Source organism: Buttiauxella sp. 3AFRM03 (assembly GCF_003675305.1).
In the GTDB taxonomy this organism is placed as follows: Bacteria; Pseudomonadota; Gammaproteobacteria; order Enterobacterales; family Enterobacteriaceae; genus Buttiauxella; species Buttiauxella ferragutiae.
In genome coordinates, this window is sequence record NZ_CP033076.1 from 917,648 (window position 1) to 930,578 (window position 12,931).

At 50.4% G+C, this 12,931-nt stretch carries 11 protein-coding genes, 1 tRNA gene and 4 pseudogenes; 3 read left to right on the forward strand and 13 right to left on the reverse strand.

Going from position 1 to position 12,931, the window contains the following annotated elements:
* Window positions 1–6: 6 nt before the first annotated feature.
* From D8682_RS05680 to D8682_RS26685, 6 genes and pseudogenes are all read right to left on the reverse strand, one after another.
* Window positions 7–83: transfer RNA gene (locus tag D8682_RS05680), tRNA-Arg, on the reverse strand.
* A gap of 398 nt (window positions 84–481) precedes the next feature.
* Window positions 482–1,033: a hypothetical protein gene (locus D8682_RS05685; protein WP_370090817.1), complete on the reverse strand. Its 552-nt coding sequence runs from the start codon at window positions 1,031–1,033 to the stop codon at window positions 482–484.
* Window positions 1,030–1,170 (reverse strand): YlcG family protein, encoded by a 141-nt coding sequence (locus D8682_RS05690; RefSeq protein ID WP_121813761.1) that lies wholly within the window; start codon window positions 1,168–1,170, stop codon window positions 1,030–1,032. The genes D8682_RS05685 and D8682_RS05690 overlap by 4 nt, the downstream gene beginning before the upstream one ends.
* Window positions 1,167–2,683, reverse strand: a pseudogene (locus D8682_RS27425) (DNA cytosine methyltransferase). The gene D8682_RS05690 and the pseudogene D8682_RS27425 overlap by 4 nt, the downstream one beginning before the upstream one ends.
* Window positions 2,680–2,982 (reverse strand): annotated as a pseudogene (locus tag D8682_RS05705) (recombination protein NinG); the annotation flags it as partial. The pseudogenes D8682_RS05705 and D8682_RS27425, both read right to left, overlap by 4 nt.
* 88 nt (window positions 2,983–3,070) lie before the next feature.
* Window positions 3,071–3,232, reverse strand: a complete 162-nt coding sequence (locus D8682_RS26685) for a hypothetical protein (protein ID WP_162302988.1) — start codon at window positions 3,230–3,232, stop codon at window positions 3,071–3,073.
* A gap of 420 nt (window positions 3,233–3,652) precedes the next feature.
* Here D8682_RS26685 and D8682_RS05710 point away from each other — a divergent pair, with 420 nt between their 5' ends.
* On the forward strand, window positions 3,653–4,846 hold the full coding sequence (locus D8682_RS05710) for an IS4 family transposase (protein WP_121813762.1): 1,194 nt from the start codon (window positions 3,653–3,655) through the stop codon (window positions 4,844–4,846).
* Window positions 4,847–5,074: 228 nt separating this feature from the next.
* Here D8682_RS05710 and D8682_RS05715 read toward each other — a convergent pair.
* Window positions 5,075–5,301 (reverse strand): annotated as a pseudogene (locus D8682_RS05715) (toprim domain-containing protein); the annotation flags it as partial.
* On the opposite strand from D8682_RS05715, the pseudogene D8682_RS27105 reads away from it, so the two are divergent.
* Window positions 5,302–5,557: pseudogene (locus tag D8682_RS27105) on the forward strand (integrase); the annotation flags it as partial.
* A 569-nt stretch (window positions 5,558–6,126) separates the two neighbouring features.
* On the opposite strand, the gene D8682_RS05725 reads toward D8682_RS27105, so the two are convergent.
* Both D8682_RS05725 and D8682_RS05730 read right to left on the reverse strand, forming a co-directional pair.
* Window positions 6,127–6,423, reverse strand: a complete 297-nt coding sequence (locus D8682_RS05725; RefSeq protein ID WP_121813763.1) for a TM2 domain-containing protein — start codon at window positions 6,421–6,423, stop codon at window positions 6,127–6,129.
* A gap of 206 nt (window positions 6,424–6,629) precedes the next feature.
* Entirely contained in the window at window positions 6,630–8,759 is a 2,130-nt protein-coding gene (locus D8682_RS05730; RefSeq protein WP_121813764.1) for a hypothetical protein, read from the reverse strand.
* Between the two features lie 511 nt (window positions 8,760–9,270).
* Here D8682_RS05730 and D8682_RS26690 point away from each other — a divergent pair.
* Window positions 9,271–9,414 (forward strand): hypothetical protein, encoded by a 144-nt coding sequence (locus tag D8682_RS26690; protein ID WP_162302989.1) that lies wholly within the window; start codon window positions 9,271–9,273, stop codon window positions 9,412–9,414.
* A 66-nt stretch (window positions 9,415–9,480) separates the two neighbouring features.
* Here the strand turns inward: D8682_RS26690 and D8682_RS05735 are convergent, their stop codons facing one another.
* The 4 genes from D8682_RS05735 to D8682_RS05750 are packed head-to-tail and all read right to left on the reverse strand — an operon-like array spanning window position 9,481 to window position 12,909.
* Window positions 9,481–11,124 carry a hypothetical protein gene (locus tag D8682_RS05735; RefSeq protein WP_121813765.1) on the reverse strand — a complete coding sequence of 548 codons (1,644 nt, stop codon included), beginning with the start codon at window positions 11,122–11,124 and terminating at the stop codon, window positions 9,481–9,483.
* Complete coding sequence (locus tag D8682_RS05740) at window positions 11,121–11,687, reverse strand: hypothetical protein (RefSeq protein WP_121813766.1); 567 nt, start codon at window positions 11,685–11,687, stop codon at window positions 11,121–11,123. The genes D8682_RS05735 and D8682_RS05740 overlap by 4 nt, the downstream gene beginning before the upstream one ends.
* The gene (locus tag D8682_RS05745) at window positions 11,684–12,382 is read right to left on the reverse strand and encodes a hypothetical protein (RefSeq protein WP_121813767.1); all 699 of its coding nucleotides are present in this window, start codon (window positions 12,380–12,382) and stop codon (window positions 11,684–11,686) included. The genes D8682_RS05740 and D8682_RS05745 overlap by 4 nt, the downstream gene beginning before the upstream one ends.
* Window positions 12,361–12,909 (reverse strand): tail fiber assembly protein, encoded by a 549-nt coding sequence (locus D8682_RS05750; RefSeq protein WP_162302990.1) that lies wholly within the window; start codon window positions 12,907–12,909, stop codon window positions 12,361–12,363. The genes D8682_RS05745 and D8682_RS05750 overlap by 22 nt, the downstream gene beginning before the upstream one ends.
* Between the last annotated feature and the right edge of the window lie 22 nt (window positions 12,910–12,931).

Here is a 12,931-nt window from a genome sequence, read left to right on the forward strand (position 1 = left end):
CCGCATTGGTACCGGTTAGCGGAGTTGAACCGCTGTCATCCTGATTTCGCAATCAGGCATTCTGCCTGCTGAACTAAACCGGTAAAAAAGGCCCCGCAACGACGAGGCCTGAGCAAATCCGGGACTCAAATCAAACGGTTTCTCACCCTACATGTCACCTACAATGCGACAGAGCGAATCCTATATAGTTTATATGCGTTATTGTTAACATTTAATGCTGAATCGGTTCAGTTGAAACCTCTTTTCATAAAATTACAAATCATATTTCAGTGCGTTCCAAAAACGACAAAACCCGCCTTATGAGCGGGTCTTGCGTTATGTTTGTTCGCTTGTCGTCGCTGCCATCGTGGCGCAGCTTTGCTAAGCATGAGTGAATTATTGATTTTTATGACGAATTTTCAAGTTCTATGCACTTAATTAGCACAATTAAATAATTTAGGTCATTTTTCGAACCAGAAAAAAGACTTTCGCCTGGAATATATCAACGCACCAAAACACTCTCTCTCGCTTTTCGGGTGATGAGCCACGGCGCTACCTGTTGCAGTTCCCGTGCCAAATCAGAAATTTTCCTCCGCGTCGTGTAGTAGTTAAGCCCTATGCAGTACACCGGGTCATCTGGCTTAAAGGCATTCAATACAGCCTGCTCAATTAAATCTGCATCATCACGCCGACTGGCCTCATCAATCATCTCACTCAGCGTGACCGCCCATAAAACAGTATGCGCGCGCCGTACAACCTCGCGCCCCTTGTATCCTTCCAGCCGAGCCTGCTTTAGTGCTGCCGTGATGTGGGATAACTGACTATCAGACCACTCTTCTTCTTTTGCTTTTGATACGAAACGATTGCAGTTCTCAAGCCTGTATTGCGCATGGGTTTTACCTCCAACGCATTCACCCCAGACCGTCAGGAGGGATTGTATCCACGCCGACTGGATGCCAGTGAGTGGGGTAAATCGCCCTAACCAGCGTTTGTGTGGCGCAGCTGCTGCGCGCTCAATTGCTGCGTTATGTGCTCGGCGTTCCTTCGGTGTCATTTTGCAGCTCCTGCTTTTAATCGTTTGGCGTGGTTCTGGATTATTCGATAGTCCACCAGCAGTGTGCGGGCGGGTTGATACATTCGCAGGTATGACCATCTGCGCCTCAGCTCAAAGATGATGATTGGGTGTGTCATGAAATTGCCCTCGCGATGCGTTCACCTCCAGCGCATGACAGGTACTGCCATGCTGTTTCCAATGGCTCGATAACGTGGACCATCAGGACAATCGAAATCCTCTTTGTTACGCCACGGAATGAGAGTGTGATTATCTGGAAAGCCTTGCAGGCGTTCGCATTCTACTGGGGTGAGGTGACGAACCTGCATGCCCCAACCTATGGCACCCACACCAATTCCAGCGCGGCCGCCATTTGGGGCTAGCTGTGCCATCGCTGCGCACTTCGACTGTTGAACCATCAGCGCGCCCACGAATAGCCATTGTGTAAGGTTCGGTTGAGGTGGCCACAGCATGGCGACCGGCTTTTGTCAGTGTGTAGCCAACCTCGATAGAAAATCCCGTCTGGTTACCGCCATTTTCTGGCGCTCTCCCAATGATATTCCCAGCAATGGCAATGGCTGGAGGTTGCCCGCCGTTAGGATTGCTGTTATTTGAATTATCGGCACGTAATGTTGGTGAGAGATTTTCTGTAACATCGCCGCCGTAATCTTTACTGCTAAAGGCGATCGCTGTCGGATTGCGCAATATTAAAGCGGGAGCTAAATTTTCAGTGGATGCGGCCTGCGTACCGCTCATGCGCTCAGGAAATGCCAGGGTGACCGCTAAATCAGTGGCATCTTTATAATCACGAGCCTTACAGGTAGAAGCGGTTTCATCATCGGCATATTCGCCAAATGCCGCCATACGATAAGCACCAGCTATCAGATGGCCGGCTTGTGCTTGGTTATCGTCTGCGCCACACGTTCCAATGCCGTTTGCAGTAAGTGCGGCAACGTTCGCCCCCTCACCTCAGCGCGGCGGAGTATCCCGGCGCATGCTGTCGCACTCAAAAAGTATTTCTGCGGGGTCAAAGTCGTCTCGAGCACTTGCGATAACGAACACACGGCGGCGGCGTTGGGCCACTCTGCGCCGTCGTCCAATAACACAACCCGACTTTGATCACTTTGGAAAGTGCTTGCGGGTCTTTTCGCACCAGTTCCAGAATTTACTTCTTTTACCTGTTGCAGGTCGCTCACCTGGTTCGAAAGGCTCATATTCACCAGCCAATCCGGCAGGGAAGCATCCAAAGGCATTATCTTTGGTGCTGAGCACTCCTGGAACGTTTTCCCAGTCAAAAATTGCTGGCTTTTCTCCGCGTTGTTTTCGTTCGTCGTCGATTGCATTTGCCAATTCCACATAAGAGAGAGTTAATTGCCCACGAGCATCAGACAGGCCTGCACGCAAACCAGCCACGCTGAATGCCTGACATGGTGTGCCGCCCACTAAAATATCTGGGGGAATAATGCCGCGGCGAATACCAGCGGCGATTTTGGTCATGTCGCCAATGTTTGGCACCCATGGCCAGTGCTGTTCTAAAACAGCGCACGGAAATGGTCCTATTTCTGAAAACCATGCTGGCTGCCAGCTCAGAGAATCCCAGGCTATGCTCGCGGCCTCAATACCACTGCAAACGGATCCGTATGTAATTGTCATGCGTCCACCAGCTGCTTCAGTGCGCGCAGTTCAGCACGGGCCGTGGCGCGGATGGTTGATAGCTCTTCGCGGGAATAACGATGGGTGTCGTTGTTATTTTTCAGGCTTAATACGCGAGTCTCGCCAATTTTTTTGACGAGGTTAATGCGATAAAGCTCGATGTTTCCGGATTTGTGGACGTTGCAGGAATGGCATTGGAGATGAATATTGTCGTGATGGGAACGCAACTGGCTGGCGGCTGCCGTTGTGCGGTAATGGCCAGCGTGCCATGAGTCAGCATTATAGGTGCCGCAGGATAGCTGTTCTGGCCATCAGGTGTTCAGGCTGACTTGATGATTATATGTCAATTCTTCGTCACCGTGCAGCCCGCAGCTATCAACAATTCAATCATTGTTGGAAAATTCGCGACACGCTGCCCTGCCCTTCCCTAATTTTAATTGGAATGAGGGATTTACCATCCAGGAAATGAACTTCGTAACGACCCAAGCCATGCAACTCCATAAATCCTTTAAGCTCTTCAAATGTCATTAGTTTTAATCCAAAGGTCACATCCTCCCCTTTCGAGGTCCGCCATTTTTACTTCCATGCGCGCAGACAAACCCTAGTAGCACTTTATACTTAGCTCTAATAGGCAACACAGATCGAATGGTCATTATCGATCGGTTCTATCGATTAATTTATCTAATGGCGTGATTAGCCCTCACTGGTTGATGTGTTGATGCGATTCATGTCTGAATATTCTTAATGTCTGTGTGGGATATATTTCAAATCCGGAGTTGGGATTACAGATGTGGGAATTAAGCTATTAGTGCTACGTAAACAGATGGGGTTTTAAAGAATGGGGTGTCCCGCAGATTATAAAAAACCCGTCTGAGCGCTGAGGAATCCCCAGTAATGGGTGGGTAAAAAAGACAGGCATAGAGATTTATGATCTCCTAATTGTGCGACCGATCCAGCGAGACCAACTCTATGCCTGCCCGACAAGTATGCCAGAAATTTTTTCGTGACGCTTTAGCCCCGTTTCATCAGTACCGCCAAAATGCCCTTCTTGATGCCACCGTTGCCTTAGTCCGTGGCGCTTCTCTCACACTGACCAGCATCGGACGCCATCTCCCTGGCCACGCGCAGGTTAAACACAAAACCAAACGCGTTGACCGGTTACTCGGCAATACCGCACTGCACAATGACATCCCACTGATATTCAAGAATATTATTTTTCTTCTGACTCAGCGATTGTCATGGTGTGTGATTGCCGTTGACTGGAGTGGCTATCCGTCGCAGGAATATCATGTTCTGAGGGCCAGTCTGATTTGTGACGAGCGTGCCATTCCTCTCCTCAGTCAGGTCATCCCTTCTGCAAAACAACAAAATGCACAGGTACAAAAGGCGTTTCTCAACGCGCTCCGTCAGGCCATTTCACCCGATAAAAAAGTGATTATCGTCACCGATGCCGGCTTTCAGACTGCCTGGTTTCGGCACATCAGAAGCCTGAGCTGGGATTTTATGGGGCGGGTCCGAGGAAATATCCAGTTCAGACTAAATGAAAAAGGTGAGCAATGGTTGAGAAGACAGTCTCTTACGGCAAAGAGTAAACCTGAATATCTGGGGCCGGGTACGCAGGCACGCGCTCAATACGCTCAGTGTGACGGTCACTTTTATCTTCATAAAAAAGAGGCTAAAGAGCGAAAAAACAAGCGGGGCCGTTGCCGTATCTCCCGCTATTCACAGGAGCGTGACGGACGGTCAGCAGCAAAAGAGCCCTGGCTGATTTTTAGTAGCACAGATGAATTTAGTCCTGCAAAAGTCATGAAGCTGTACAGCCGGAGAATGCAGATTGAACAGAATTTCCGCGATGAGAAAAGTGAGAGGTTTGGTTTTGGTCTTCGGGCCAGTCACAGCGGTACTGAAGGGCAGATACAGGTGCTGAGTCTGCTTGCCACACTGGCGACAGTTGCGCTGTGGTTAATTGGCTATCATGCTGAAAACAAAGGATTACATCTGAGGTATCAGGCCAAAAGTATCAAATCAAAAAGGGTACTTTCATTTCTGACATTAGCGGAGAACATCTTGCGACATTCTCCGCTAATTTTAACAAGAACGGTACTGGGCTCCGTCCTTAACCACCTCGCCAGAGCCTACCGAAGTATGGTGCTGGTGTATTAGCGTTGAGTTTTGTGGGGATCTCTCAGCGCCGAAGCGAGGTTTCATGTGTGCATGGCGGTATTAACAACTTCCCACGCACTACACGACAACTTCGGATAAAATCAACTTTTTTAAGGTGAAAATGCAAAATATTGTGCACATCTCTCAATTTTTAATTATTGCCTCAAAGGCTTTTTCGGCCTGCCCTTCCGCAAGGTAGCACTCCTTCACCAGCAAATTATAAAAAGGCTTCCCACCTCCGAACGGCACTGACAGCGAATTTATGCCGAGCTGGGTATAAGCCATGTAATCGATCTCACCTTCACAAATCACAACGAACGGACTTTAGCGTCAAGTGCCTGCCAGCCGAAAAGGCATGGCTCGCAGTCAGCTTCTGCCATAATCAATTTTTTTCCGTTTGGCCGTGCAATGCCAATGCGCTTTACCTGGAGCAACTCACCGTTACGGATGTACGGCGGGTAACGTCTGCAATCAGCATGGCAAAAGAGCTACCGCTTAATTCAGGAATGAGCCGCCTCTAATCCACCAGCCTGCGGGCAATAAATACACCAGGGATGGATTTAATAGCCGGTGGCGGAAAGCGAAAGAAGATATTTCGGATCTGAAAGAGAATCTTTACGAGAAACAGGCAATCTCTGGTCATAAAAATGTGGAGCAGACAGCTCGCTATGACAAAAAATTGCGATCGTTCCGGTGGTGAGAGGACAATAGAATATTATGAAGTGATATTATGAAAAGTCGATTTTAGACAGTAAAAAACCACCCGAAGGTGGTTTCCACGACACTGCTTTATCATTGATTTTATAGCTTTTATTCCCATGGTGCCCGGGGCGGGACTTGAACCCGCACAGCGCGAACGCCGAGGGATTTTAAAAACTACCAATGAGTCTTATAAATCATAACGTTATGAATTATAAGGCTTTACCAGTTGCGTAATGCTGCGTATTTGAGCCTATGGCTTGATTTCATCGCCACCATTTAAAGGGTTAGTTGTAGCCGATCCTCTCCATAGTGGCTTCGGGGGAAATATCTTGCGGTACCAACATTGTGGGGGCGGACTAAGTCGGGGTAAGTAAGCCGCCTAATTCCATCATGCTGGCAATGCAATGGCAGATTCATCCGAACCTTCAGGCAAAAAAACCGACTGTTAAGGCGAGGAAGACGGCGATGTAGAGGAAATCCAGAAAATAACTAAATGGAATAAAACGACTTATTCTAATCTTCGTCTACATTTTGACTGCGCTTCAATAAAAAACCCCGAATATCTCGGGGCGACTACGTTAGTTAAATTTTCTGTTGAAATCATCATCCGACATACAAAGAAGCATAATGAATTCGATAAACGCAACTAATGATGGAATTAGTGTCCAGCAAAAAATAAGGTACAAAATCCCCATACCTACCTTGCCTAAGTAGAATTTATGGGCACCAAAAGCCCCTAAGAAAAATGCAAATAATGCGGCACTAATGCGGCTCCGACTTCCCTGGGAGGCTTGCTGCGCCCCACAATTGGGGCAAGCTTTTGCTGACTCATGCAATTCCTTGCCACAACCACTACAAAACATGGTGTTCCCCATACTTCCTTCACTCCCTTTTATAAAATCTTGCCGAAAAAGCAAACTACTTTAATCCGCAATGTCTGCAATTACCACTACTAACGCTATGGTTACATACACAATTAACCCGCCACATGGGCTAACACCGATCGGTTAAGCAAAATGATCGGTTGAACGATCCGGCAGGTATCGGGCTGTTCTCCGCACACAATGCAGGTATTAGAGACTTACCACCTAAAGAGTTTTTTTAGCCATGATTTTGCCGGTACTGAGACCTTCGATTTGGCATGATCGACATACTCCTGAATTTCATCAACCTGTAGGTCCTGGAAACGTGCGATCAAACTGCGATATTGCACCATCTCCAGTTCAGTTTGCCCCCGAGCGTCATAGGTGCATGCCAGACTGTACATGGCCTTTGCAACCCGAACCTGAACACCTTCAAACTCTGAATCCTGAAAACGAACTATCAGCGAGCGCAGTTGTTCTGTTTCCTGCTCCGTTAATCCCTGAGCGTCATAGGTGCATGCTAGGTTGTACATAGCAGCTACAACCTGAACCTGAACACCTTCGAACTCTGAATCCTGGAAGCGCTCAATCAGGGTGCGCAGTTGTTCCGTTTTCTGCTCCGGTAACTCCTGAGCGTCATAGTTGCATGCCAGGCTGTACATGGCCTTTGCAACTCTAATCTGAATGTCTCCGCTCTCTGAATCCTGAAAACGAACTATCAGCGAGCACAGTTGTTCTGTTTCCTGCTCCGTTAACCCCTGAGCGTCATAGGTGCATGCCAGACTGTACATGGCCTTTGCAACTCTAATCTGAATGTCTTCGCTCTCTGAATCCTGAAAACGAACTATCAGCGAGCGCAGTTGTTCTGTTTCCTGCTCCGTTAACCCCTGAGCGTCATAGGTGCATGCCAGACTGTACATGGCCTTTGCAACTCTAATCTGAATGTCTTCGCTCTCTGAATCCTGAAAACGAACTATCAGCGAGCGCAGTTGTTCTATTTCCTGCTCTGGCAGCTCCTGGGCATCATAGGTACATGCCAGGTTGTACATGGCCTTTGCAACTCTAATCTGAATGTCTTCACTCTCTGAATCCTGAAAACGAACTATCAGTGAGCGCAGTTGTTCTATTTCCTGCTCTGGCAGCTCCTGGGCATCATAGGTACATGCCAGGTTGTACATGGCCTTTGTAACTATAATCTGAATATCTTCGTTCGCTGAATCCTGAAAACGTTCAATCAATGTACGGAGTTGTTCTATTTTCTGCTCAGGTAACCCCTGAGCGTCATAGATGCCTGTCAGGTGGAGCATGGCCTGTGCAACATACACCTGAACGCCTCTGACCGCTGAATCCTGAAAATGCGCGATCAGTGTACGCAGTTGTTCTGTTTCCTGCTCAGTAAGCCCCAGAGAGCCATAGGCGAGTGCCCGCTGGTACATAGCTTGCGCTACATCATTCTGGACGTCCGCATCTGCTGAACCACTGAAACATTGAATCAATGTCTGGTACTGAGCTATTGCTGACTCATGCAACTTCTGAAAACGGTACCAAAAAGCTAAACCAAGCAGGGCAGAGGTCACACAACCCTGAATGATTGGGTCTGATGAATCCTGAAAGCGCTTGACAACAACCTGGTACTGAGCCATTTTTTTATCGGGGAATTGTTGAAATTCAATCCTCACGGCTGAATTGAATAGGGTCTTTGCAACCAGCCGCTGAAGGGTAACATCCGCCGAATCCAGGTGGTATTTGAGCAAAGACTGGTAATAAGCCATTTCCTGCTCTTCCTGACCCTGTATGTAGCTGCAAAAAGCCATGGTAAACATGGCGTGTGCAACCAGCGTCTGCTCCGCTTTATCTGTTGAGTGTTCGAAACGCCCAATAAAATCCCGAAGCTCGTTCAATTTTTGTTGGCCGTAACCACTTCCGACCATATTGCACAGGGCTTTAGTGACCATTGCCTGTGCATCAGGATCTGGTGACTTCTCAAAACGTTCAATCAATGTTTGATATTGAGCATACTCTTCCTTTCCTCGTCCCCGCTCAGAATATGCAATAGCCAGACGGAACATGGCCTGGGCAACAAAACCCTGCATAACATCATCCGGCGAGTGCTCAAAGCGCGCTATCAGTGCCAGATACTGAGCTATTTCCTGCTCAGGCTCACCTTTGCCATCGAACCATCTGGCAAGCTTGAGCAAGGCCTTCGCGACCAGTATCTGAACATCGGACTCTTCTTGCTGATCCAGGTCCGTAACCAGCTGGATATGTTGTGAGAGGGCTTCGTCATCCCGGATATTGATTTCAGACTCAATCAGTTCATGGGCTTGCTGTAATTCATTCGGGGTCATCTGGGGCGCCTGATAGTTAATTAAACGAAAAAGAAAAAACCATATCGACTGATCCTACAAAAGACATATAAAGAGCATGGTTTTATTTTGTCTTAAATTAAATATCACCTCCGGATGATGTAGATTTTTTGACCCGTTGTGATGGATAAAAAAATAAACCTTATCGGGTACCGCATCATAAATTTTCGCAACACATTGCAGTTCCATCCGGACCACACAACACCCCGCAAACCCGCGCCCGCCGTGGGTTTTCTCATTTTTGAGGCTGACATGCAATTTCGCCCTGCAACTCAAAAAATTCCACGGAAAGCAAACGATCCTTTTGTCAATCAATTGGTTAGCAAAACAGCGGAATCACCGCGTCGCCCCGCTTACTGTAATTCACTGAAATTCATTTCATTCTTTTCAGTGGGTGCCTGTCTCCCTATGGCCCAGTGGCGGCGCGGGCTGGCGTGATCCTTTGCGGGATCTTTTTACTGAAAAACTTTTTATACGCGAACCGGGCAGGCGGGTGCGGTGTAGCGCCGTTTCCGTGGCGTGGGTATTCCGTACCGTGGGGCGTGTGCAGCCTGTGCGGGTCGTGGTGAGGCGAGTGGGTTTTGCTGAGTGCGTGGCGGTGGCGGCGTGTCTTGCTGGCGCTATGGCGCGCCTGTGAGGTTAAACGAAAAGACTAGCAGCAGGCTGTATTGTGCCTGCTGTTTGATGGGTGACGTTTGGATTGTCAGCCGATGAGGTCGTCGTATTTGTCTTTGAGCGCCTGGGTCTGCTCACCCAGTGAGGTGAACGCGCCAGGGTCGGATGGCGCGCCGGTGTCGGGGTGTGTATGCGTGGCAGTGGCCTGCGTTAATGCGTTCATGACATCGAGCGTTTCAAGTAACAGGGTGAGAATGTTCAGCTCACCATTCCCAATTTTAAGTTTGGGCGCCTGTAAGTCGAGTTCTGCACAAATGCTTTTGCGGATGCCTGCAATCCGTTCTGTCAGCCCGGCACCGACCTCGACCGTCTTGTCTGCGGTAATCTTCTCGACTACTGTCTTTGCCGATATGTTGAGCTGCTTACCCGTGCCAATGGTGTAGTCACCCTGGGAGATGTGCTGCACTGCCCCCGCAGTTGTCTTTGTGGTACCGAGCACTGTCTTAGAATCGTCAGCACGTACCGTGATTTGTCTGTCAACGAGATCGCGGGTTTCCATGTCCGCTTGTACGTGTCGGGTCGCGGATACCTCAGCGATCGCCTGATCAGTTTCCCGCTGCCAGCTGCCATCCTGCCCCACGCGCTGGAATACCTCCGCACGTTGCTGCTGTAGCTGCTCGCCGGGTTTAATGGCGGGCAGGCTGTTGTGAGTGGGCAACACCTGGCGGATGAACGGGCGATCCTGCCTGCCGTCCTGGAACGCTATCTCAACCAGCGAGCCCGGTGGCGGATACTGCATAAAACCGGATTCGTCCCCGCCCATACCCACCGGCAATGGCACGGCGCAGTAAGCAGGCGTGCCGGGGCTGTCGGTAAGCTGAACGTCAACCGCATACTTTGGCCGGAAGGGATCGGCAATATCCCCCAGTGCCGTTGCCTCGGTGTAGTTTTCCACGCGGGCGAGCCTGGGCAGGTGCAGACCGGCGGCGATTTCCGGATTGAGCTGTTCGATTTGCCGCTGTAGCGGTGACTTTGGCGTCCGTCCGCCTGGCTCCCATGTGACCGTCATGTCGCCGTCTTTGACAGCAACACGGGTCAGGCGATGACCATTCATCACCACACCGGGCCGCACCGTAGGCACGAGCGGCACGGTCATGGAGTTGCCGCCACCGATTGAGCTGGCGTGTTCTGTCGGGAGGTCAACGGGAAGCCCCGCAAAGCGGGAGGCATCCCAGCTCCCCAGCCAGACAGAACCGTCGGGTAATTGCTGCCAGATATAATCCGGGATGGAGAACAGCGAGCCCAGCGAGCCGAGAAGTTGCCAGCCGGTACCACTGTGAGCGAGGTGCGGGACAGGTTTATCTGTATAAGGTGCGTTGTCGGGAATGACGATAGTTAAACCACTGTTGGCCGCAAGTTTTTCCGCAACCTGCCGCAATGTGGGGTGCTGCATCGACATCGGCCAGCGTGACTCAAAGACACCGGACATTTCCCTGATCATCATCCGACGGAATCCGTTAGCCGCAGGCTGGTCGCTCACCACAAAACCGGTAAACCAGCGCCATAGCGCGTCATTGTAGCCAACATCAATGCGAACAATGGCACCTTGCCGGGTGGCGCTGGCTTTTGCGGTAATGAATCCACGGCCCGTGGCGCACAAATCCAGGACTAACTCATAGCCACCGGTTTGCACCACCTCAGCACCCACGGTCACGGTTAACAGAGGCTTCATGGCTTAGGCTCCTCGCTACCACTGATGCCCGCCGCACCCAGTTTGTCGTCAATTCCTTTGAGGATTTTTTCAAAACTGGTGAGCTCTTGTGTCTCGTCTTCTTTCGGTTTGGTACCGTCTGGTGTTTGTGTATTGGTTGTGGTGGGTGGCTTCCCGGCTGGCGCGCGTCCCTGCGCTTTTTCTGCGGTGCTCACTTGCTCGGTCAGCGTGAACGAAACCGCCCAGGCGAGCTGCTGGTCTTGTTCTGCGGCGGTAATGCTGTCAGTGAAAACCCCTTCACGCATGTTGATGGCCTGCGCGACAGGGCTGGCAATGCGGTAACGTTTTGCCGCACCGTTACTCCCTTTTGCCTCAGCGAGCGCAAAAAGCCGGGAAAGGTCTTTCTTGTCACGAAAGCGGATTAAGCCTGTGACCTGCAACTTTTTGGCTTTCGTCCCCTCTTCCGACTGCGTGGTACTGGATGCCTGCCCCGATTTGTCAGCAGTTTTGATTTCCATGCTCGGGGACACCTTGATCCCGCTCAGGTTGATGGCTTCCCCATCCAGTGCCAGCATAATAATCATCGCTTTATCATCCTGAGAAGGTGCTCCAGATCGCCCATAAACACCAGGCCAAACGTCAACACGGCGGCGGGATCGGGCGGTTGCTTACTCATGTTCCCGGCGATGGTTGCCGGGTCGCCGGTTTCGTCGTAAATCCACGCGACGGCGCTCTGGCTTGCCAGATCATCGAGAGCGGCACTGGCCTGATTTTTTGCACTTTCCGACAACGCGGCAAACTCTGCCAGCTGCGCGTCGATATCATCAAGTGACGTATCACCGGCGGCGGATTCTCCGGCACTGATCACGCGCTGAGCGGCAGTGGACGTGCGCGTCGTTGCCGATGAAAGCACCGCTACCGGCGGCAGGTTCATTGCAGCACCGGGGATCTGCATGCGTGATAATGCCAGTGTTTGCGCGCTATCCGACCGGCGAATAGTTTTGTTAACGTCTGGTAGCGGCAAAACACCCGCCAGCGCCTTAAGTGATGCGCTAAATTGTTCGATATCACTGGCCGTGACAAGTATCGAAAAAACCTGTGACGGGCCAGGATATTTGTCCATTTGACCGGCCAGCCAGTTAAGGGCGTTCTCAGGGCTCAGGTAGTTACCAGACTCTTGTACTTGTGCGGCGCCATACGTCCAAGGCGACACGGCCAGCATCACGCAATTAACAGCGGGTAGATCTGGCGGAATGGTCAGTGTTTCGCGGCGCCACATGTCGGCACCTCCATCCATGACGTATCACTGGATGTCAGATCGACTTTACGGAGCTGTATGATGTCATCACGGATTGCTGCACAGGCTTCTTTATCGTCTTTACTGGCTTTGCCGGTGTCAATCACGAGTTGCAAAGACTGAAACTCCGCCACGGCATCGCGCAGCCTGGATTTATACGCCGCGGTGTTCGCCTCCAGCATTCTTGCCTGAATAATCTCAGCCGATTGCGTAATGGTGGCTCCGTCAAAAATCCATGAACCATCAAGGGTGAAATTTTCTGGATAATCAGCCACCGAAATTTCGGCAACGCTCCTGTTGGCAGGGTTAAACATCGATACCGCAAGGGTGTTACCGCGCGACGGTACGGGCTTATCGACTACGGAGACAATCACGCCGTTCTGGTCATACATAATCTTGACGGTATCGTCCGCAAAAAGTGCCTGGCATTCATGCCAGTCAAGACCGTCCTCAGACAGAAAAAACTGAATTGAATTAACACGCTCACCGAATTTTTTTGCATCGGCCACAGAGGGCAGTACTGCCTTGAAA

Coding starts and splice junctions, on each gene's coding strand:
- D8682_RS05745 (WP_121813767.1), bottom strand. CDS start 12,382: ATGTGGCGCCGCGAAACACTGACCATTCCGCCAGATCTACCCGCTGTT.
- D8682_RS05735 (WP_121813765.1), bottom strand. CDS start 11,124: ATGAAGCCTCTGTTAACCGTGACCGTGGGTGCTGAGGTGGTGCAAACC.
- D8682_RS05725 (WP_121813763.1), bottom strand. CDS start 6,423: ATGGGGAACACCATGTTTTGTAGTGGTTGTGGCAAGGAATTGCATGAG.
- D8682_RS05685 (WP_370090817.1), bottom strand. CDS start 1,033: ATGACACCGAAGGAACGCCGAGCACATAACGCAGCAATTGAGCGCGCA.
- D8682_RS05730 (WP_121813764.1), bottom strand. CDS start 8,759: ATGACCCCGAATGAATTACAGCAAGCCCATGAACTGATTGAGTCTGAA.
- D8682_RS05690 (WP_121813761.1), bottom strand. CDS start 1,170: ATGACACACCCAATCATCATCTTTGAGCTGAGGCGCAGATGGTCATAC.
- D8682_RS05710 (WP_121813762.1), top strand. CDS start 3,653: ATGCCTGCCCGACAAGTATGCCAGAAATTTTTTCGTGACGCTTTAGCC.
- D8682_RS05740 (WP_121813766.1), bottom strand. CDS start 11,687: ATGATTATTATGCTGGCACTGGATGGGGAAGCCATCAACCTGAGCGGG.